Annotated in this window: 20 protein-coding genes and 1 riboswitch; of the genes, 12 read left to right on the forward strand and 8 right to left on the reverse strand. The window is 72.3% G+C overall.

Annotated features, from left to right (window positions below; translation table 11 throughout):
- The first annotated feature begins 167 nt into the window (after positions 1–167).
- Entirely contained in the window at positions 168–1,520 is a 1,353-nt protein-coding gene (locus ACIQ7D_RS31965) for a class II 3-deoxy-7-phosphoheptulonate synthase (protein ID WP_403943652.1), read from the forward strand.
- Positions 1,521–1,687: 167 nt separating this feature from the next.
- Positions 1,688–1,969, forward strand: coding sequence for a bacterioferritin-associated ferredoxin (locus tag ACIQ7D_RS31970; protein ID WP_403943655.1), 282 nt, complete (start codon positions 1,688–1,690; stop codon positions 1,967–1,969).
- Positions 1,970–2,042: 73 nt separating this feature from the next.
- Here ACIQ7D_RS31970 and bfr read toward each other — a convergent pair whose 3' ends face one another.
- Entirely contained in the window at positions 2,043–2,522 is a 480-nt protein-coding gene (gene bfr / locus ACIQ7D_RS31975) for a bacterioferritin (RefSeq protein ID WP_382888602.1), read from the reverse strand.
- Positions 2,523–2,678: 156 nt separating this feature from the next.
- On the opposite strand from bfr, the gene ACIQ7D_RS31980 reads away from it, so the two are divergent.
- Positions 2,679–3,311: a sulfite oxidase-like oxidoreductase gene (locus ACIQ7D_RS31980; RefSeq protein ID WP_403943657.1), complete on the forward strand. Its 633-nt coding sequence runs from the start codon at positions 2,679–2,681 to the stop codon at positions 3,309–3,311.
- Positions 3,312–3,425: 114 nt separating this feature from the next.
- On the opposite strand, the gene ACIQ7D_RS31985 is transcribed toward ACIQ7D_RS31980, so the two are convergent.
- The 5 genes from ACIQ7D_RS31985 to thiO all read right to left on the reverse strand — a co-directional run bounded on the left by ACIQ7D_RS31985 (position 3,426) and on the right by thiO (position 8,711).
- Positions 3,426–4,280, reverse strand: a complete 855-nt coding sequence (locus ACIQ7D_RS31985) for a deoxyribonuclease IV (RefSeq protein ID WP_403943659.1) — start codon at positions 4,278–4,280, stop codon at positions 3,426–3,428.
- Between the two features lie 6 nt (positions 4,281–4,286).
- Positions 4,287–6,227: a Stk1 family PASTA domain-containing Ser/Thr kinase gene (gene pknB, locus ACIQ7D_RS31990; protein WP_403943661.1), complete on the reverse strand. Its 1,941-nt coding sequence runs from the start codon at positions 6,225–6,227 to the stop codon at positions 4,287–4,289.
- Between the two features lie 147 nt (positions 6,228–6,374).
- A complete protein-coding gene (locus ACIQ7D_RS31995; protein WP_403943663.1) occupies positions 6,375–7,169 on the reverse strand; it encodes a thiazole synthase in 795 nt (264 codons plus the stop codon).
- Between the two features lie 4 nt (positions 7,170–7,173).
- On the reverse strand, positions 7,174–7,374 hold the full coding sequence (thiS, locus tag ACIQ7D_RS32000) for a sulfur carrier protein ThiS (protein ID WP_384920952.1): 201 nt from the start codon (positions 7,372–7,374) through the stop codon (positions 7,174–7,176).
- An 11-nt stretch (positions 7,375–7,385) separates the two neighbouring features.
- Positions 7,386–8,711, reverse strand: coding sequence for a glycine oxidase ThiO (gene thiO, locus ACIQ7D_RS32005; RefSeq protein ID WP_403943665.1), 1,326 nt, complete (start codon positions 8,709–8,711; stop codon positions 7,386–7,388).
- A riboswitch (TPP riboswitch) is annotated at positions 8,709–8,822 on the reverse strand. Its footprint overlaps the gene before it by 3 nt.
- 164 nt (positions 8,823–8,986) lie before the next feature.
- Here thiO and ACIQ7D_RS32010 point away from each other — a divergent pair.
- From ACIQ7D_RS32010 to ACIQ7D_RS32040, 7 genes are all read left to right on the forward strand, one after another.
- Positions 8,987–10,225 (forward strand): NAD(P)/FAD-dependent oxidoreductase, encoded by a 1,239-nt coding sequence (locus tag ACIQ7D_RS32010; protein WP_403943667.1) that lies wholly within the window; start codon positions 8,987–8,989, stop codon positions 10,223–10,225.
- Between the two features lie 108 nt (positions 10,226–10,333).
- Positions 10,334–10,699 carry an Rv2175c family DNA-binding protein gene (locus ACIQ7D_RS32015; protein WP_403943669.1) on the forward strand — a complete coding sequence of 122 codons (366 nt, stop codon included), beginning with the start codon at positions 10,334–10,336 and terminating at the stop codon, positions 10,697–10,699.
- A 174-nt stretch (positions 10,700–10,873) separates the two neighbouring features.
- A complete protein-coding gene (thiE, locus tag ACIQ7D_RS32020) occupies positions 10,874–11,524 on the forward strand; it encodes a thiamine phosphate synthase (protein ID WP_403943672.1) in 651 nt (216 codons plus the stop codon).
- A gap of 191 nt (positions 11,525–11,715) precedes the next feature.
- On the forward strand, positions 11,716–12,282 hold the full coding sequence (locus ACIQ7D_RS32025; RefSeq protein ID WP_403943674.1) for a hypothetical protein: 567 nt from the start codon (positions 11,716–11,718) through the stop codon (positions 12,280–12,282).
- Between the two features lie 14 nt (positions 12,283–12,296).
- On the forward strand, positions 12,297–12,464 hold the full coding sequence (locus tag ACIQ7D_RS32030) for a hypothetical protein (protein WP_403943675.1): 168 nt from the start codon (positions 12,297–12,299) through the stop codon (positions 12,462–12,464).
- 133 nt (positions 12,465–12,597) lie between these two features.
- A complete protein-coding gene (metF, locus tag ACIQ7D_RS32035; protein ID WP_403943677.1) occupies positions 12,598–13,515 on the forward strand; it encodes a methylenetetrahydrofolate reductase [NAD(P)H] in 918 nt (305 codons plus the stop codon).
- Between the two features lie 12 nt (positions 13,516–13,527).
- Positions 13,528–14,508 (forward strand): hypothetical protein, encoded by a 981-nt coding sequence (locus ACIQ7D_RS32040; RefSeq protein ID WP_403943679.1) that lies wholly within the window; start codon positions 13,528–13,530, stop codon positions 14,506–14,508.
- 98 nt (positions 14,509–14,606) lie between these two features.
- On the opposite strand, the gene ACIQ7D_RS32045 is transcribed toward ACIQ7D_RS32040, so the two are convergent.
- On the reverse strand, positions 14,607–16,100 hold the full coding sequence (locus ACIQ7D_RS32045) for a phytoene desaturase family protein (protein ID WP_403943797.1): 1,494 nt from the start codon (positions 16,098–16,100) through the stop codon (positions 14,607–14,609).
- Positions 16,101–16,125: 25 nt separating this feature from the next.
- The gene (locus ACIQ7D_RS32050) at positions 16,126–16,716 is read right to left on the reverse strand and encodes a DUF4126 domain-containing protein (protein ID WP_403943681.1); all 591 of its coding nucleotides are present in this window, start codon (positions 16,714–16,716) and stop codon (positions 16,126–16,128) included.
- A 679-nt stretch (positions 16,717–17,395) separates the two neighbouring features.
- On the opposite strand from ACIQ7D_RS32050, the gene ACIQ7D_RS32055 reads away from it, so the two are divergent.
- Together ACIQ7D_RS32055 and ACIQ7D_RS32060 are read left to right on the forward strand one after the other, a co-directional pair.
- The gene (locus ACIQ7D_RS32055) at positions 17,396–17,935 is read left to right on the forward strand and encodes an SAV_6107 family HEPN domain-containing protein (protein ID WP_403943682.1); all 540 of its coding nucleotides are present in this window, start codon (positions 17,396–17,398) and stop codon (positions 17,933–17,935) included.
- Between the two features lie 94 nt (positions 17,936–18,029).
- Positions 18,030–18,815, forward strand: coding sequence for a methyltransferase (locus ACIQ7D_RS32060; RefSeq protein WP_403943684.1), 786 nt, complete (start codon positions 18,030–18,032; stop codon positions 18,813–18,815).
- The last annotated feature ends 143 nt before the right edge of the window (positions 18,816–18,958 follow it).

The raw sequence follows: 18,958 nt of genomic DNA on the forward strand, positions 1-18,958 counted from the left end.
GTGGTGCGCGCGTGAATCAGTGGACCGCCGGACGAGCGGGCCACCACCAGTTCTGATGCGATTGCGCGAGCATGAGGCGCACATTATCGCATGCGCCAAGGGAGCGGTCTGTTCCACACTGTGAGCGCCGCGCCGGCCGGCGCGACCGACCACGTAATCTGGAGCGCGTGACAGTGAACGCTGAGAACTCCGCCGACCATGTGCCGTCCTGGCAAGATCTTCCCGCTGCCCAGCAGCCGGAGTATCCGGACCGGGAAGCCCTGCGGGAGGTCGTGGCCGAGCTGGAGAGCTATCCGCCACTGGTCTTCGCGGGCGAGTGCGACCAGTTGCGGGCCCGGCTGGCGGCCGTTGCCAAGGGGGAGGCGTTCCTGCTCCAGGGCGGTGACTGCGCCGAGGCGTTCGACGCCGTCTCCGCGGATCACATCAGGAACAAGCTGAAGACCCTCCTCCAGATGGGCGCGGTCCTCACGTACGCGGCGTCCGTGCCGGTGGTGAAGGTCGGCCGGATCGCCGGGCAGTACTCGAAGCCGCGCTCCAAGGGCACCGAGACCCGCGACGGCGTGACCCTGCCGACGTACCGCGGCGACTCCGTCAACGGCTTCGCCTTCGACGAGAAGTCCCGGATCCCCGACCCCGAGCGCCTCAAGCGGATGTACCACGCGTCCGCCGCGACGCTCAACCTGGTGCGCGCCTTCACCACCGGCGGCTACGCCGACCTGCGCCAGGTGCATGCCTGGAACCAGGACTTCGTGAAGTCGTCCCCGTCCGGCCAGCGTTACGAGCAGCTCGCCCGTGAGATCGACAACGCGCTGAACTTCATGAAGGCGGCGGGCACCGACCCGGCCGAGTTCCGCACCGTCGAGTTCTACGCCTCGCACGAGGCGCTGCTGCTGGACTACGAGTCGGCGCTGACCCGGGTCGACTCCCGGACCGGCGGGCTCTACGACGTGTCGGGCCACATGGTGTGGATCGGTGAGCGCACCCGCCAGCTCGACGGCGCGCACATCGAGTTCGCCTCGAAGATCAAGAACCCGATCGGGATCAAGCTCGGCCCGACGACCGCCGTCGACGAGGCGCTGACCTACATCGACCGCCTCGACCCGGACCGCGAGCCCGGCCGGCTGACCTTCATCGTGCGGATGGGTGCCGACAAGGTCAGGGACAAGCTTCCCGAGCTGGTCGAGAAGGTGACCGCCTCCGGTGCCACGGTGGCCTGGGTGACGGACCCGATGCACGGCAACACCTTCGAGGCGGCCTCGGGCCACAAGACCCGCCGCTTCGACGATGTGCTCGACGAGGTCAAGGGCTTCTTCGAGGTCCACAAGGCGCTCGGCACACACCCGGGCGGCATCCATGTCGAGCTGACCGGTGACGATGTCACGGAGTGCGTGGGCGGCGGCGACGAGATCTTCGTCGACGATCTGCATCAGCGCTACGAGACGGCCTGCGACCCGCGGCTCAACCGCAGCCAGTCGCTGGACCTGGCCTTCCTGGTCGCGGAGATGTACCGGGACCAGTAGCGGGAACACCAGTAGCGGGAACACGACACCGGTGGGGCGCGGACCGCATGTGATCCGCGCCCCATCGGTGTGTTCCGGACTTTTCCGGATCGGGCATGGCGGGTAAGGTTAGGTTAGCCTCACCGACGCGTCGGGGTGGCTCCAGTCAGCAACGACCCCGCCGGGAGGTGAACCGCGTGTACGTCTGCTCATGTTTCGGGATCACCGAGACACAGGTGAGAGAACACGCGGCCGCCGGTGCGTGCACGCCCCGCCAGATCGCCTCGGCCAGCAAGGCCGGCACCGACTGCGGCTCGTGCGTACGGCGGATCCAGTCGCTCCTGGGGCGCGGCGGATGCCCCCGGCGTGAGCTGGGGGAGCAGGGCGCCCCGGTCCTCGGGGAAGCAGGCGCCCCGGCTGTCGACGCCGCCGCCGTCCCGACCGTGGCCGTACTGCCCGAAGCGGCGTGACGCGGGGCTGCCCGTCCGAGGCGGCCGTCCCCGCTGGGTTGTCCGAGGCAGCCGTCCCGCTCAGCCGCCCGGTCTAGCTGTCCGGCTGCTCGATGAGCTGGGCGATGTAGAGCGGCTCACCCAATTTCTCGATCAGCTCCAGTTGGGTGTCGAGATAGTCGATGTGGTGCTCCTCGTCCTCCAGGATCGATTCGAAGATGCCCTTGGACGTGTGGTCGCCCTTGGAGCGCATCACATCGATCCCGCGCTTGAGGCGGTCGATCGCCTCCACCTCGACCTGCCGGTCCGCCTGGAACATCTCGGTGACCGTCTGACCGACCCGGACGTGGAAGAGACGCTGGTAGTTCGGCAGCCCCTCCAGGAACAGCAGCCGGTCCGTGAGGAGTTCGGCGTGCTTCATCTCGTCGAACGACTCTGCCCTGGTGTACTTGGCGAGCTTCGTCCAGCCGAAGTTCTCCTGCATTTTCGAGTGGAGAAAGTACTGGTTGATCGCGGTCAGTTCGGCGGTCAACTGCTCATTGAGGAATTCAATGACCTCGGGGTCGCCCTGCATCGCGCAGACTCCTTCCAAGCCGGTGACGGAGCGGAATGCGCGCATCCTCGCATCGTGATCAGGAGGCCGTCCAGTAAGTGCACGCTTAGTAGGAGTTGCCGGAATCGACGTGTACCTGGTCATCACCACCCCTCCCGGTCTGTCACCATGGAAGGCATGGGTCAGCCGGAGAGCCTGGAGCGCCGGGAGCCGGAAGAGTCCGAGCTGCCGCCCGGACAGCGGCTGCAGCGCGGCTGGCCGGTCACCCATTACGGCCCCGTACCGAAGTTCCGGCAGGAACGCTGGGAGTTCCGGGTCTTCGGCGCCACCGCCGACGGTGACAAACACTGCTGGAACCACGAGGAGTTCTCGGCTCTGCCCTTCTCCACGGTGGTCGCGGATCTGCACTGCGTCACAAAATTCAGCATGGTGGGGGCCGAATGGGGCGGGGTACCCGCCCGTACGATCGTGGAACTCGCCCCGCCGGCGCCGAACGTCACGCATGTGATGGTCTGGGCCGAGTACGGCTTCAGCGCGAATCTCCGGCTCGCGGACTTCGTCTCCGACCGCACGATCTTCGCCACCCACAAGGACGGCGAATTGCTCACCGCCGAACACGGATTTCCGGTGCGGCTCGTCGTCCCCCAGCTCTACGCCTGGAAGGGCCCCAAATGGGTCCGCGGGGTGGAATACATGACCGCCGACCGCCGCGGTTTCTGGGAGGAACGCGGCTACCACAATGTCGGCGACCCCTGGTCCGAGCAGCGCTACTCCTACCAGGAGGTCCCGGGCGACGGCCCGGAGCTGTAGACGGCACGCGGGACTGCTGTGGGGCGCGCTGGACTCCCCGGCCTTCCGGGCGGGGCTCCCGGGCCCTTCCACGCGAGGTTCCCCGGCCTTCCGGGCCCGTGGCCCGGTCGAGGCTCAGGAGTCGCGCAGCTTCTTCAGCCGCGCCACGTCCGCCGCGTGCCCTTCCTTGCCGCCCGGCGTCTCGATCACCAGCGGTACGTTCGCGGTCGCCGGGTGCGAGAACAGTTCGCGGAACGGCTCCTCCCCGATATGGCCCGCGCCAATGTTCTCGTGCCGGTCCTTGTGTGCGCCCGCCACGTCCTTGGAGTCGTTGGCGTGGATCAGTCCGAGCCGGCCCGCACCGACCGTGTCCACCAGCAGATCCAGCGTCTGCCGCATCCCGTGCGGTCCGGCCAGATCGTGGCCCGCCGCGAAGATGTGGCAGGTGTCCAGGCAGACCCCCAGCTTCGGATGGGAGTCCAGTGCCTCGAAGTACGGGCCGAAGTCCCAGGTCCGCGAGCAGAGCGAGAAGCCCTGGCCCGCCGTCGACTCCAGCAGCAGGAACGGGTCGTCGTCATGGGTCAGCTCGTCCAGGAGCGGCAGCATCCGCTCCCGTACCTGCGCGAGCGCCACCTCACGCGGCCGGCCGCCCGTCGCGGACCCGGTGTGCACGACCACGCCCAGCGCGCCGATCTCCCGCCCGCGCCGCAGACTGTGGCGCAGCGACTCCACGGACTTCTCGGCGGTCGCCTCCGTGTGCGAGCCGAAGTTGATCAGATACGGGGCGTGTACGTACGCGGGCATGTCCGCCGCCTCGCACGCGGCGCGGAACCGCTCGTCCTGCGCCGGATTCCCGGCGGGCGTCGCCCAGCCGCGCGGATTGGCCACGAAGACCTGGACGGTCTCCGCGCCCAGCTCGCGCGCGTACGCCAGACCCGTCGTGGCGAGCCCGCCGGCCACCGGGACATGGCCGCCCACAGGGTTGCGCATCTGCTTCTAGAGTCCCTTGGTCTTGATGGTGACGAGGGAGCCCTCGGGGGCCTGCTCGCCGCCGGCGACGGACTGCTCGCCCACCGTGTCGCCCAGGAACGGGAAGCTCCGCTCGACCTTGACCTCGAAACCGGCGCTTTCCAGCGTCTTCTTCGCGTCATCGGTCTTCTGCCCGGTCACATCCGGTACGGAGACCATCCGCGGGCCCTTGGAGACCGTCAGCGTGACCGTGTCGCCCTGGGCGAGACGGGTCCCCTCCGCGGTGGACTGACGGGCGATCGTGCCCTCGTCCTGAGGTGCGTTCACCCGCTCGGGGGCGATCTTCACCGTGAGCCCCGCGTCCTTCAGCTCGGAGGTGGCGTCGTCCACGGACTCGCCGGTCACATCGGGCATGTTGATGGGGGCGCCCTTGCTGACCACCAGCGCGACCCCCGTATCGGGCCGTACGTCCGCGCCCGCCTCGGGCGTGGAGCTGATGACCGCGCCCCGCGCGACGCCCTCGTCGAACTCCCGCTTGACGAGCCCGGAGGCCAGTCCGGCCTTCTTCAGTACGGACCGGGCCTCGGCCAGCGACCTCCCGGCCAGATCGGGGACCTGGACGATCTTCGGGCCCCGCGAGATGACCAGCGTGACGGGACCGCTGCCCCGGACCCGGGAGCGGGGCTCCGGATCCGTCCCCATGACCGTGCCCCGGTCGAAGCTGTCGCTGAAGTCCCGGGTGACCTTCGCGTCGAGACCTTCGTCGCCGAGCCGCTTGCGCGCCTCCTTCTCCGGCTGCCCGAGCAGCGAGGGCACCCGGGTGAACTGGCCGGAGTTGATGTACCAGACGCCCGTCCCCACGCCGAACACCAGCAGCACGGCGACGATCGCCGCGAGCACGCCCCGCGACGGCAGCCCGCGGCCCAGGACCGCGCCGCCACGAGGCCGGCCGGGCGGCGCGGTGTCCGCGGGCGCCATCTCCAGCCTGCTCGTGTGGCGCACAGGCTCGTCGTCCGGCTCCTCGACGGGCCGGATCCGGGGGATCACCGCCGTCCGTCCGTCCGCGCCCGGGCCGTCCCCGGCCTCGGGCCTCGCCTGCGGCGGTACGGCGTCGAGCTGCGCGTCGGTGAGCGCCGCGCGGGCCGCCCGCACCAGCGCCAGCAGCGCCACCGCGTCGAGCGGGCGCTCCTCCGGGTCCCGCGCGGTGGCCACGGCGACCAGCCGGTCCAGCTCGGGGGCGAGCCCGGGGACGGCGGCCGACGGGGCCGGGACGTCCTCGTTCAGATGGCGGTAGAGGACCTGCGCCGGGGTGTCCCCGGAGTGCGGCTTGGCCCCGGTCAGCATCTCGTGCAGGACGACCCCGCACGCGTACACGTCGACCCGGGTGTCGGACGTGCCGTGCTCGATCTGCTCCGGCGCCAGGTACGAGACCGTGCCCAGCACGGTGCCGGTGGTGTTGGTGACCTCGCCCACGCCCCGGACGAGACCGAAGTCGGCGACCTTGACCCGGCCGTCGTCGCCTATCAGCACGTTCTCCGGCTTCATGTCCCGGTGGACGAACCCGGCCCGGTGCGCGGCGCCGAGCGCGGCGAGCACGGGCTCCAGGATGTCCAGCGCGGCCCGCGGGCGCAGCGCCCCGCGCTGCCGTACGACATCGCGCAGGGTGCACCCCGCGACGTACTCCATCGCCAGGTAGACATACGCGCCCTCCGCGCCCTGGTCGAAGACCGCGACCACATTGGGGTGCGCCAGCCGCGCCACCGACTTGGCCTCGCGGATGAAACGCTCCACGAAGGAGACGTCCGCCGCGAGCGCCGGATGCATCACCTTGAGCGCCAGGGCCCGGTCGAGCCGGGTGTCCACGGCCCGGTAGACCGTGGCCATGCCGCCGACCGCGATCCGCGCGTCGACGCGGTAACGGCCGTCGAGCACCTGCCCGACGATGGGGTCCTGAAGGGTCGTATCCACGCCGGTGAGTCTACGAGTCACCGCTGACACCCCCGTAGCCCCGGGTCGGACCGGCACAGGACTGCGGCCGAGCTGTGACAGGCCGCCGGAAACGGCCGTCCCCGCCGGTCGGCGGGGGCGCGGGCCCCCTGCGGCGGCCCGGCCCGGTCAGAACGCGGGCCGTTCGGGGTCGAGCGCCGCCACCCCGTCCAGCGGCGAGGACGCCTCCGCGAAGTGGCGCCGGGGGATCCGCCCCGCACGCCGCGCCATCCGGCCCGCCACCACCGCGTGCCGCATCGCCTCGGCCATCAGCACCGGTTCCCGGGCGCGGGTGACCGCCGACGCCAGCATCACCGCCGCACATCCCAGCTCCATCGCGAGCGCCGCGTCCGACGCGGTGCCCGCGCCCGCGTCCAGGATCACCGGGACCCGGGCGCGCTCCACGATGAGCTGGAAGTTGTGCGGGTTGCGGATGCCGAGACCGGAGCCGATGGGCGAGCCCAGCGGCATGATCGCGGCGCACCCCACGTCCTCCAGCTTCGCCGCGAGGACCGGGTCGTCGTTGGTGTACGGCAGCACTGTGAAACCGTCGTCCACCAGGGTCTCGGCGGCGTCCAGCAGCTCGACCGGGTCGGGCAGCAGAGTGCGCTCGTCCGCGACCACCTCCAGCTTGACCCACTGCGTGCCGAGCGCCTCGCGGGCGAGCCGGGCGGTGAGGACGGCCTCGCCGGCGGTGAAACAGCCCGCCGTGTTGGGCAGCGCACGGATGCCCAGCGTGTTGAGCACGGAGAGCACGGAGCCCCGCACGGTGGGGTCGAGGCGGCGCATCGCGACCGTGGTCAGTTCGGTGCCGGAGGCGATCAGTGAGCGTTCGAGGATGTCGAGGCTGGGCGCCCCGCCCGTGCCCATGATCAGCCGGGAGGCGAAGGTGGTGGAGCCGATGGTGAGAAGGTCGTCGGCCATTCCGTCAGCCTCCCTGGACGGCGGTGAGGACTTCGACCCGGTCGCCGTCGCTGAGCGCGGTGCCGGACCAGCGGGTACGGGGGACCACCGTCTCGTTGACGGCGGCGGCCACCCCGGAGCGCGCCGGAGTGAGGGTCGCGACGACGGTGTCGAGCGTCGTCGCGGCGGCGAACTCGCGTGGCTCGCCGTTGACGGAGACGTACATCACGGCGGTGTTCATACGGACTGCTCCAGGGAGACGGACGGAGAACCGGTCACGGTGGCCGCGGTAGGGGGGCCGTGCGCGGTGGAGGCCTCTGAGGGGAGCGGGAAGCCGGACGGGCGCGGAGAGCGGGACGCGGCGGCGGAGAAGCGCATCGGGGTGAACGGCGCGGCCTCGGGCGGCAGCTCACCGGACGTCAGGACCGTCGCCAGCACATCCCCGGTGACCGGCGTCAGCAGCACCCCGTTGCGGTGGTGACCGGTGGCCAGCGACAGACCCGGCAGCACGGTCGGCCCGAGCAGCGGCGCGTTGTCCGGCGAGCAGGGGCGCAGACCCGCGCGGGTCTCGGTGAGCGGCAGCTCGGTGATGCCGGGCACCAGCGCGTGCGCGTCGCGCAGCAGCTCGTACACCCCGCCCGCCGTCACGGTGGTGTCCCAGCCCAGCTCCTCGCTGGTCGCGCCGACGACGAGCTCGCCGTTCTCGCGCGGCACGAGATAGACCTCGGAGCCGCGCACCACGGCCCGTACCGTCCGGGACAGGAAGGGCGCGTACGGGCCGGGCACCGCCAGGCGCAGGACCTGCCCCTTGACCGGCCGCACCGGCGGCACGGCCTCCGGGGGGATGCCCGCGAGCCTCCCGCTGAGGCTGCCGCCCGCCAGCACCACCCGGTCCGCGCCGAGCACGCCGCCATCGGCCAGCACGGCGCCGGTGGCCCGGTCCCGTACCACGGAGAGCCCCCGCACCCAGGCGCGGTGGAAGACCACCCCGGCCCGTTCGCAGGCCGCGAGGAGCGCGGCGGCGAGCCGGCGCGGATCGATCTGGTGGTCGCCGTCGACGCGCAGCCCGCCGCGTACGCCCGGCGCGAGCATCGGCTCCAGGCGCCGGCATTCGCGCCCCGTGAGCCACTCGGACGTCAGCCCCGAGCGCACCTGGAGGGCGTGCAGCTCCCGGAGCTGGGCCCGGTCGTCGGAGTCCAGCGCCACGGCGAGCGTGCCACACGCGCGGTAGCCGGTGTCCCGGCCGCTCGCCTCCTCCAGCTCCTCGACGAACGCGGGATAGCGCGCGGCGGAGGCGAGATTGAGGCCGAGCAGGGTCTGCTCGCCGTGGTGGAGTTCGGTGACGGCGGCCAGCATGCCCGCCGCGACGCGCGCCGCGCCGCCGCCCGGACCGGGGTCGGCGAGAGCGGTACGCAGCCCGCGCTGCGCCGCCCGCCAGGCCGTGACCAGGCCGATGATGCCGCCCCCGACGACGAGGACGTCGTACCCCGCACAGGAGGCCGCAGCGGCCCCTCGCACTCCATGGGGCGGCTCTTCCCGAGGTGACCCCTGGGATGACTGCATGGGCGTCCAGCCCCTCCCTTCGCCGGCATGACCCGGATCAGGTTCGTACGGTCGGAGGCCGCTCCAGCCTCCCTCTCAGCCCGGTGCGTCCGGACTCCCGCGAGGTAGTGTCGGCGGCCAGCCTAACGCGCGGTATGCCGCGCGGTAAGGGAGCGTCGCCCGTGGCCACCGCGGGTGAAGCGCGACGGCGGCACGTCGTCGGGCCACGGGCTCTCCACCGTCGTGTGACGGAGGAGCTTCCCCCGGGCGCCCCCGCGCCGATCTAAGGTGACCGGGTGAGCGAACAGCGGCAGGAACACGCAGGGAACGCGCGGCCGGAGGGGCCCGGGGTGGTCGTCGTCGGCGCGGGCATGGCGGGCGTACAGACCGCCGTGGCCCTGCGCGAGAAGGGGTACGAGGGCAGGATCACCTTGATCGGTGAGGAACCGCACGCGCCCTACGACCGGCCCCCGCTCTCCAAGGCCGTACTGCTCGGCCAGGCCGACGGATCGGCCTTCGACATCGACTTCGAAGCCCTCTCCGTCGACCTCGTGGTGGGCCGGAAGGCCACCGGACTGCGCCCGTCCGACCGGGAGATCGACACCACCGTCGGTCCCCTCCCGTACGAGGTGCTGGTCATCGCCACCGGCGCCGAGGCCACCGTCCTGCCCGGCACGGAGGGCGTGCCCGGCGTCCATCCGCTGCGCACGCTCGACGACGCCGAGCGGCTGCGCCCCGTGCTGGAGCGACGGCAGCGGGTCGTGGTCGTGGGCGCCGGGTGGATCGGCGCGGAGTTCACCACCGCCGCCCGCGAGGCCGGCTGCGCCGCGACGGTCGTGGAGGCGGCCGACGGGCCGCTGGCCGGCGCCCTGCCGGCCGAGGTGGCCGCCCCCATGACCGGCTGGTACGCGGAGAGCGGCGCCACGCTGCTGACACACGCGCGGGTGGCCGGCGTCGAGCGGGGCACCGTCGTCCTGGCCGACGGCCGCCGGCTCCCCGCCGACGCGGTGGTCGTGGGCATCGGCGCACGGCCCGCGACGGCCTGGCTCGCCGGCTCGGGTATCGCGCTGGGCGCGGACGGATCGGTCACCGCGGACGAGCGGCTGCGCACCTCGCTGCCCGATGTGTACGCGGTCGGTGACTGCGCGTCCTTCCCGTCGGCGCGCTACGGCGAACGGCTGCTCGTCCACCACTGGGACAACGCGCTCCAGGGCCCGCTCACGGTGGCAGCCCAGGCCGTCGGGGAGACCGAGCGGGTCTACGACCCCGTGCCGTACTTCTGGTCGGAGCAGTTCGGCCGGTTCGTCCAGTACGCGGGCCACCACCCGGCGGCCGACACCCTGGTACGGCGCGGCGACCCGGCGGGGGCGGCCTGGTCGGTGGTCTGGCTGCGCGAGGGCGTCCTGGTGGCCCTGCTGGCCGTCGGGCGACCCCGCGACCTGGCCCAGGGCCGCAAGCTGATCGAGACGGGCACCCGTCTCGACCCGGTGCTGTCGGCCGATCCGGCGGTACCGCTGCGCAAGGCGGCGCTCTGAGAATTTCCGGGCGCCAGGACCGGTCCGAGCGCCGTTTCGGCCCGGTTTCGCCCCCGTCCGGGGTGGCTCGGGGTGCCCACTGTCAGTCCGGGATGGCACGCTTGTCCTGTGACCGAGATTGACGCAAAGATCGATGCTCTCGTCCCCGCCTGGCTTCACCTGCCCGATATCGCCGAAATGCTCGATGTCGAGGTGACGCGCGTGCGGCAGTTGGTGAAGGAAGGCCAGCTCATCGCCGTGCGCCGGGGTGAGAACAGGGCGCTCCAGGTGCCCGCGGCCTTCATCGACGGCAACAAGGTCGTCAAGGGCCTCGCCGGGACCCTGACGCTCCTGAGGGACGACCACTTCACCGACGAAGAGATGCTTGAGTGGCTCTTCACCCCCGACCCGAGCCTGCCCGGCACCCCCGCGCAGGCGCTCAGCGAGAACCGCGGTACGGAGGTGAAGCGCCGGGCCCAGGCGCTCGCCGTCTGACGGCCCGGTCCTGCCGCGGGCGGACGGCGTTCCCGCTGTCCGCCCGCTGCGGGACCGTCGCGGATCCGAGGCACAGACGTACGTACGACACACACGCACCACGCGGAACCGACGCGCGAACCGACGCGCGAACAAATGGCGGAACCAACGTGGAACCAACGGGGGGACCTTCCCATGCCCACGCCCCACCAGGCACTGTCCGACGCGCGGCTCTACCTGTGCGTGGACGCCCGCAAGCGGCAGGGTGACCTCCCCGCGTTCCTCGACGCCGTGCTGGCGTCCGGCGTGGACATCGTGCAGCTCCGTGACAAGGGCATGGAGGCGGCCGAGGAGCTGGACCACCTCCGGGTCTTCGCCGACGCCTGCCGCCGCCACGGCACGCTGCTCGCCGTGAACGACCGCGCCGACGTGGCGCACGCCATCGGCTCCGACGTGCTCCACCTCGGCCAGGGCGACCTGCCCGTCCCGGCCGCCCGGGCCATCCTCGGCACCACCCCGCTGATCGGCCGCTCCACCCACGCGCGCGCCGAGGTGGACACGGCGGTCGCCGAGCCCGGGGTGGACTACTTCTGCGCGGGCCCCTGCTGGCCCACCCCCACCAAGCCGGGCCGCCGCGCCCCGGGGCTCGACCTCGTGCGGTACGCGGCGGCGAGCGGCACGGACCGCCCGTGGTTCGCGATCGGCGGGATCGACGCCGGCAACCTGGACGAGGTGCTGGACGCCGGAGCCCGCAGGGTCGTCGTCGTACGGGCCATCACGGAGGCCGACGACCCGGCCGACGCGACGGCGGCCCTGGCCGGGCGGATACGGGCACGCGCCTTCTGACCCGGGGACCTGGCCTGTCCGGCACATAGCGCCTCCTCCGGCGTGGCCATGCGGCCCCACCGCGACGGCCCATTCCTTCTGGCCTGTTCGAGGCGTTCCGCCCCACGCGGCCGCGCTGTACTTTGTCCGGGTATTTCGTCGGGGCGGGGAGACGTACGTGACCGCGGACCGCCTCCTTCGAGGGGGACAGCGTGAGACTTTCCTGGCGCAAGCCCGCGCCACTGAACTGGTGGGCCGCGCGTGAGGCGCAGTACACGACCGCGGCGCCCCTCCTGGGCGGCGCGAGCATCACGCTGCTGGGGCTCGTCATCACGGACCGCGACAAGTTCCGCTGGCCGGACCCCGCGCTGCTCGCGCTTGCCCTGACCGCGCTCTTCATGGTCGTCGCGGTGGTGTGGGGAGTTCGCTCCCGCCAGTATCTGTACTCTCGCGGCGATGTCGAAGCCTGGTGGGGTCCGCTTTCCGAGATGTCCGCCAACCGGCGCGAGGAGCTGATCCGGGATCAACGGAGGCACTACTCGAAGTGGATCAGGCTGGCCGGCAGGGCGGACTTCTGTTATTCGTCGGGCCTCCTGTGCCTGGCGACGGGAAGCAGTCTTGCCCTGGCCCCGCCGGCTCACGCGGCGGCGCCCGCGTGGCGGTGGCTCGCCGCGGGAACCACGGCCGCCCCGGTCGTCGTTGTACTGCTCGTCTGGGCGGTGCCCCGCATGGACAACGTGATTCGAACATGGCAGGCCGACGACCACGACTCGACGTAGGGACAGGGAGCACCATGCCTCCTCGACAGTGCCCCGGGTGCGACGCCGCTCCGAGCGAAAGGGACAGCCACTACGCAGACTGCCCGCTCAAGGATGTCCCGCTGGCGCAGGTCGCCGGGCTGACGCTGGAGGAGGCCGGCGCGGAGGCGGCGCAATGGCGGGCGCGGAAGCGGAACGAGTAGCGGACCAGTGGCGGACCAGGAGCCCTCGGGGGCGATCAGTGCGTCCTGCGAGGACATGGCCACCTTCCGGGCAATACCGTGAAAAGACCCACCTCTGGTTGGGTGGCCGCCATGCCCTCGATAACCTGCACGTATGGCCCTAGGCACAGCTTCGACCCGATCGGATCACGCGCGTACGGTGCGTGATCTGCTCGCGACCGGAAAAACCTCGTACTCGTTCGAGTTCTGGGCGCCCAAGACCGACAAGGGCGAGCGGAACCTCTGGAACGCGCTGCGCAGAGTCGAGGCGGTCGCCCCGAGCTTTGTCTCCGTGACCTATGGAGCCGGCGGTTCCACCCGGGAGGGCACGGTCAGGGCCACGCAGCGGATCGCCTCCGACACGACCCTCACCCCTGTCGCCCACCTCACGGCCGTCGACCAGTCCGTCGCCGAGCTGCGCAACATGGTCGGGCAGTACGCCGACGCCGGGATCCGCAACATCCTCGCCGTACGGGGCGATCCGCCGGGCGACCCGATGGGCGAGTGGATCGAGCATCCCCAGGGCGTGCGGTACGCCGCCGACCTGGTCAGGCTCATCAAGGAGTCCGGGGACTTCTGCGTCGGTGTGGCCGCCTTCCCCGAGATGCATCCGCGCTCGGCCGACTGGGACAGCGACATCCGGCACTTCGTCGCCAAGTGCCGGGCCGGCGCCGACTACGCGATCACCCAGATGTTCTTCGACCCCGAGGGCTATCTGCGGCTCCGCGACCGGGTCGACGCCGCGGGTTGCGCGACGCCGATCATTCCCGAGATCATGCCGGTCACCAGTGTGAAGATGCTGGAGCGATTGCCCCAGCTCTCCACCGCGGTCTTCCCGGCGGAGCTGAAAGAGCGGATCCTCTCCGTCAAGGACGATCCGGCCGCTGTACGCTCCATTGGCATCGAGTTCGCGACGGAGTTCTGCGCCGGACTGCTGTCCGAAGGCGTACCGGGCCTCCACTTCATCACACTCAACAATTCCACGGCGACGCTCGAAATCTACGAGAATCTCGGACTGCACGAGCAGTCGTGACTAGGGGCGGGCATGGGCTGGACGGTCCTCTACATCGCATTCGGCATCGTTGCTCTCTGGCTGCTGGCCGAGGTGCTGCTCCAGTACAAGGCGCGGCTGCGCTGGCGGATGCTCGCCTTCACCGGGTTCATGGGTGTGGTGCTCGGTGTGCTGATCCCGTCCGTCCCGGTCATCGTGCTCGGCACGATCGCCTTCGCGGTCGGCCAGACGTATGTGACGCTCTCCTTCCGCAGCGGCTTCTCGACGGGGTGGGCGATCGGCGGCAGGCCGGGGGCCAGCCGCCGCCGCAAGGCCGGCGGTGAACCGGCCGCCGACCGCGAACCCGCCCTGGAGGTCTCGGACCTGGAGTACGAGCCCGCGGAGCGGGCGGCCGGCCCCGCGGCGGTGTACGCGACGGAGCCCCTGCCCGACGACACCGGGCAGTACGGCGTCTACGACGACGCGGTCCAGGACGCGCACACCGCCGCGCAGTCCGCCTCGCACGCGCACGGGTCCCCGGACACGGCCGACTCGGGCGGGTACGGCGGCGGTTACGACGCCTACCCCGGCTACGGGACGCAGCAGGGGGGCCAGGACGCCTACGCGGCCCACGACCCTTACGCCCCGCAGGACGCGTACGCGCCCCAGGACCTGTACGCGGGCCAGGGCGGCTACGCGGCTCAGGACACCTACGCCGGGAGCCAGCAAGGCTACGGATCCGGCGACCAGCCGTATGCCGGCTACGCCGACCCGTACGGCAGCGGCAGCGGCGGCACGGCCAACGGCGGCCAGCAGTACGACGCGTACGACAGTTTCGGCGGCCGGCAGCAGTACGCGGCGCCGTACGGAGACCACACCGACCAGCAGGGCTACGGCAACGACACCCCGCCCGGCGGCGTGTGGGTCCCGCAGCAGCGCGAGCGCCAGGACGACCCCTTCCCCCCGGCGCCCGGCGAGAAGCCCCAGCAGGGGTACGACGCGGGCTCCGGCTACAACGACCAGTACCGCTACTGACCCACCGGCACCGGCGCGTGTGCGAACCTCACGCCCGGACCGTACCCAGGCATGTGCTGCGTGCTACGTGGTCGCCCCCGGGCCTGCGGACGTCACACTCACTGCGAGCCCCGGAACTCCGCGCCCTCGACGATCAGCCCGGCGACCAGCGCCCCCGACATTCCCGCGTGCGCGAGCCCGCCGCCGGGGTGCGCCCAGCCGCCGGCGCGGTAGAGCCCTGGCAGCCCTGTGGTGTTGGCGGGGTGCAGCAGCGCCCCCGCCGTGCCGGCCAGCGCCGGCGCCGGGACCGCGCCGCCCTCGGCCCCGGTCCGTGCCGCCGTGTCGGCGGGCGTCAGCGTCTCGTGCCACAGCAGCCGTTCCGGCAGCCCGGGGAGGGCCGCCTTGGCCGCTGCCATCAGTACCTCCGCGTACCGCGTGCGCAGCGCCGCGTCGGACCAGTCGACCGGGCCCTGCGGCGCGACGGTCGCGGTGAGCGTCACCGCCTCGTGTCCGTCGTCGGGGCGCGTCGCCGCGTCGTCGGGCCGCAGCACCGTGACCGTCGGCCGCTCGGCGGGGCGCCCGCCGAAGACGGCGGCGGCCTCGGCCGCGCCGTCCGGCGCGTGCACCACCGTGCGGTGCGCCACGTCCTCGTCCCGGCCGCCGCGCAGCGCCAGCAGCACCGTGAACCGCCCGGGCACCGAGCCGTCGCGCCGCTCCCGTACGGATCCGTCCCCGGCGCCGTCGAGATCCCTGGCGACGAGCCGTCCGGCGGCGACCCCCGCCACCACCGCGTCGGCCGCCACGAGCGTGCCGTCCGCCAGCTCCACACCGGCCGCAGCGCCGTCCTTCTCGACGATCCGTGTCACCTCGGCGCCGAAGACGAACTCCACCCTGCGGGCCAGACACCGCTCGTACACCGCACGGGCCAACTCCCGCATGCCGCCCCGCACATACCAACTGCCGAAGGTCTGCTCCAGATACGGCAGCACGGCGGCGGACGCCGGGGCGTGGCGCGGATCCAGCCCGTACGACAGGGCGCAGCCGCCCAGCAGGGCCGCCAGCCGGGGGTCGTCCAGCTCCCAGGCGCCGATCTCCGCGACCGTGGCGGCCTGCCGGGCGCCACGTAGCAGCCGGCGCTGCCGAACCGCCGGATACGGGTCACGGCCGAGCGGGCGCGGGTCGGCCCACAGCGGCTCCTCCAGCAGCGGCCTGCGCGTGCGGTCCCAGGCGTCCCTGGCCCGGCCCAGGAACGCGGCCCACCGCTCGCCGGCGCCCGCGCCCAGGGCCGCGTCCAGCGCGGCGACGGAGCCCGCCCGCGACGCGTTGGGCAGCGTGACGTCCGTACCGTCGGCGAAGAGATGCCGACTCGCCGGGTCCACCTGGTCGAGCGTCACACTCCGCTCCAGGGACTCCTTGCCGGTCTTCACGAACAGATCGCGGTAGACCGCCGGAAGGTGCAGCAGCCCGGGGCCGGTGTCGAAGACGAACCCGTCCCGCTCGAACCGGTCCACCGCCCCGCCGTAGGTCGCCGAACGCTCGTACACCGTCACCCGGTGGCCCGCCACGGCCAGCCGGGCAGCCGTGGCCATGGCACCCATGCCGGCGCCCACCATCACCATCCGTCCCATGGCGAGAAGCCTAGCCAGCGCCACTGACAGCGCGGCGCCGCGCCCTCCGTCGCAGGAAGCGGCGGATCCTCGCGGCCAGGAAGAGCACCGTCGCGACGCCCGCCACCAGCAGGGTCGCCGCGACGAGCGCCGCGGCGACCGGATGGAACAGCGCGAAGACGACGATTCCGGCGACGCCCAAGTCCTCCGCCGTGCTCACCAGAATGTTGCTCAACGGCTCGGGGGAGGTGTTGATCGCCATCCGGGTGCCGGCCTTGACGAGATGGCTCACCAGGGCCGTCGAGCCGCCCACGGCGCCCGCGGCAAGCTCCGGCAGCGAGCCGCTCTGCCCGGCGAGCAGCGCGCCGACCACCGCGCCCGCCACCGGTCGGACAACCGTGTGCACGGAGTCCCACAACGAGTCGACGTACGGGATCTTGTCCGCCACCGCCTCACAGAGGAAGAGCACGGCCGCGACGATCAGCACGTCGGTGCGCTGAAGTGAGGCGGGCACTTCGTCGGTCAGCCCGGTGGCGCCGAAGAGGCCCAACAGCACCACCACCGCATAGGCGTTGATGCCGCTGGCCCAGCCGCTCGTGAAGATCAGGGGGAGTACGGACACGGACGCGATCGTAGCGGTGCGGCCCGCGGTGGGGAGGAGTACGGAGCCCTGAGTACGCGTACCTAGGGGGCGAGATGAGTAGGGACGCGGATGGGCCACGACCTGCGTGAACGGAAGAGTGGAGCCCACGGAAGGGGCGCGGCACCGGTACCGCCGGCACGGGGCGGCGGAACGGGTGCGGCACCCCGGACGTGACGGGGGTGCGGAACGGAGGGCCCGGCGACCACGGGGGATCCACGAAGGATCGGTGGAGGGCGGGCTCTCCGGCACCACGGGGGAACGGGGTGGGGCACCAAGGGGGAGACCGGGAAGGGGAGACCAGGCGGGGAGACGGGGGAAAGCAGGGGATCAGGGGAAACGGGGGGAATACGGGGATACGGGGGAACGGGGGAGTACGGGGAAACGGGGGGAATACGGGGAAACGGGGGAATACGGGGGAACGCGCCGGTCCGGTGCGGCTCATGGGGGATGAGCCGCACCGGACCGGCGTTTTTCGTGGCTCCAGTCCCTCGTGGCCCGTTCCGCCCGTCCCCGGACACAGGCGCCCCCGGCCTCCGTGCCACGTCCGCACATATCCGCCCATCGGTGTGAAGGCGCAGGTCAGGCTGATTGTCAGTGGTGGCCGTCACGATGGACACATACGGCCACGAAGCCGTCACGCGACGACAGGAGGTTCGTCATGGCCAGTTCCTACGCACGTGCCGCACACCGGCGCCGTACCGACGGCCCTGCACCCTCGCTGACCGGACCACCGAGCGATGTCCACCCCGTCCTGCGCCGGGCCACCGCACCGCCCGCCGCCCTCGATCTGCTCGCGCAGGCGCGCGGCGGGCTGGACGAGGCCGCCACCCTGGACACTCCGAACGAGCGCTACGCCACCGCCCACCTCGCCGCCCTGCGCACCGCCGCCGCGGTCCTCGCGGCCCGCGGCCGGCCCGAGACCACCCCGCGGCGCCGGCAGCGGATCAGGAGCGTCTGGGAGGTTCTTCCCGAGATCGCGCCCGAGCTGTCCGAGTGGGGCGGGCTCTTCGCCTCGGGAGCCACCCGCAGGGCGCGCGCCGAGGCCGGGATACAGGGCGCGGCCAGTGGCCGCGACGCCGACGACCTGATCCGGGCCGCCGGAATGTTCCTGCGCCTGGTGGAGCGCCTTCTCGTACTCGAACCGGTGCTGCCCAGGCCCCGCGAGGAACAGCCACGGCCGGGCGGCGCCGCTGGGTGACCGGGCGGAACGGCCGAGGCAATAGGGTGGGCGCAGTCTGTCCTGTTCCACGCCCCGCCGTCAGGGGCGGCACCGCGCCGAGGAGTCAACTGCCGTGTCGGATCCTTCCCCTCTCAACGGTGGGGAGACGCCATCGCGCCCCCGCGGCTCCCTCCGCACCGCCGTGGTCTGGGAAGTCCTCAAGGACGCCCTCGACCGCCGGGCCAGGGCGGCGGGCACCGGCACCCTGGACGTCCTGGACACCGGAGGGGGAACGGGCAACTTCGCGGTGCCCGTCGCCCGTCTGGGGCACCGGGTGACCGTGGTCGACCCGAGCCCGAACGCGCTCTTCGCACTGGAGCGCAGGGCGGCGGAGGCCGGGGTCGCCGAGCGTGTCCAGGGGGTGCAGGGGGACATCCACGGCCTCTTCGACGTGGTCGGACGCGGCGGCTTCGACGCGGTGCTGTGCCACGGCGTCCTGGAGTACGTGGACGATCCCGCCGAGGGCGTACGGAACGCGGTCGATGCCCTGCGTCCCGAGGGTGACCTGAGCCTGCTCGCCGCCGGGCTCGGCGGCGCCGTGCTGGCCAGGGCGCTCGCCGGGCACTTTACGGAGGCCCGGCAGGCGCTCACCGACCCGGCGGGCCGCTGGGGCGAGGCCGACCCGGTGCCCCGGCGCTTCACCGCCGAGCAGCTCACCGAGCTGGTGGCCGGGGCCGGTCTGCGGATCGGCGCCGTTCACGGCGTCCGGGTCTTCGCGGATCTGGTGCCCGGCGGCCTCGTTGACACCCAGCCGGGGGCCGTGGACGCCCTGCTGAAGCTGGAGGCGGCGGCCGCCGAGCTGTCGGCTTTCCACTCCGTGGCCGGCCAGCTCCATGTCCTGGGCGAGAAAAGAAGCTGACCGCCGACGGCCCGGGGAACCCCCGGTGAACCGGCCGGAACGCCCCGTACATGGCTGATCAGCGACGCAGCTCCGCATGGAGTGCGCCACAGGCCCCCCAGCGGGGCTCCGGGCGCCGTATGATCGGAGTACACCATCCGGCA

Origin of the sequence: Streptomyces sp. NPDC096310, from assembly GCF_044763125.1 — a bacterium.
Classification (GTDB): Bacteria; Actinomycetota; Actinomycetes; order Streptomycetales; family Streptomycetaceae; genus Streptomyces.

Coding starts and splice junctions, on each gene's coding strand:
- ACIQ7D_RS31985 (WP_403943659.1), bottom strand. CDS start 4,280: ATGCGCAACCCTGTGGGCGGCCATGTCCCGGTGGCCGGCGGGCTCGCC.
- ACIQ7D_RS32045 (WP_403943797.1), bottom strand. CDS start 16,100: ATGGTGGGCGCCGGCATGGGTGCCATGGCCACGGCTGCCCGGCTGGCC.
- bfr (WP_382888602.1), bottom strand. CDS start 2,522: ATGCAGGGCGACCCCGAGGTCATTGAATTCCTCAATGAGCAGTTGACC.
- ACIQ7D_RS31995 (WP_403943663.1), bottom strand. CDS start 7,169: ATGGCCGACGACCTTCTCACCATCGGCTCCACCACCTTCGCCTCCCGG.
- ACIQ7D_RS32030 (WP_403943675.1), top strand. CDS start 12,297: ATGCCTCCTCGACAGTGCCCCGGGTGCGACGCCGCTCCGAGCGAAAGG.
- thiO (WP_403943665.1), bottom strand. CDS start 8,711: ATGCAGTCATCCCAGGGGTCACCTCGGGAAGAGCCGCCCCATGGAGTG.
- ACIQ7D_RS32040 (WP_403943679.1), top strand. CDS start 13,528: ATGGGCTGGACGGTCCTCTACATCGCATTCGGCATCGTTGCTCTCTGG.
- thiE (WP_403943672.1), top strand. CDS start 10,874: ATGCCCACGCCCCACCAGGCACTGTCCGACGCGCGGCTCTACCTGTGC.
- metF (WP_403943677.1), top strand. CDS start 12,598: ATGGCCCTAGGCACAGCTTCGACCCGATCGGATCACGCGCGTACGGTG.
- ACIQ7D_RS32055 (WP_403943682.1), top strand. CDS start 17,396: ATGGCCAGTTCCTACGCACGTGCCGCACACCGGCGCCGTACCGACGGC.
- ACIQ7D_RS31980 (WP_403943657.1), top strand. CDS start 2,679: ATGGGTCAGCCGGAGAGCCTGGAGCGCCGGGAGCCGGAAGAGTCCGAG.
- thiS (WP_384920952.1), bottom strand. CDS start 7,374: ATGTACGTCTCCGTCAACGGCGAGCCACGCGAGTTCGCCGCCGCGACG.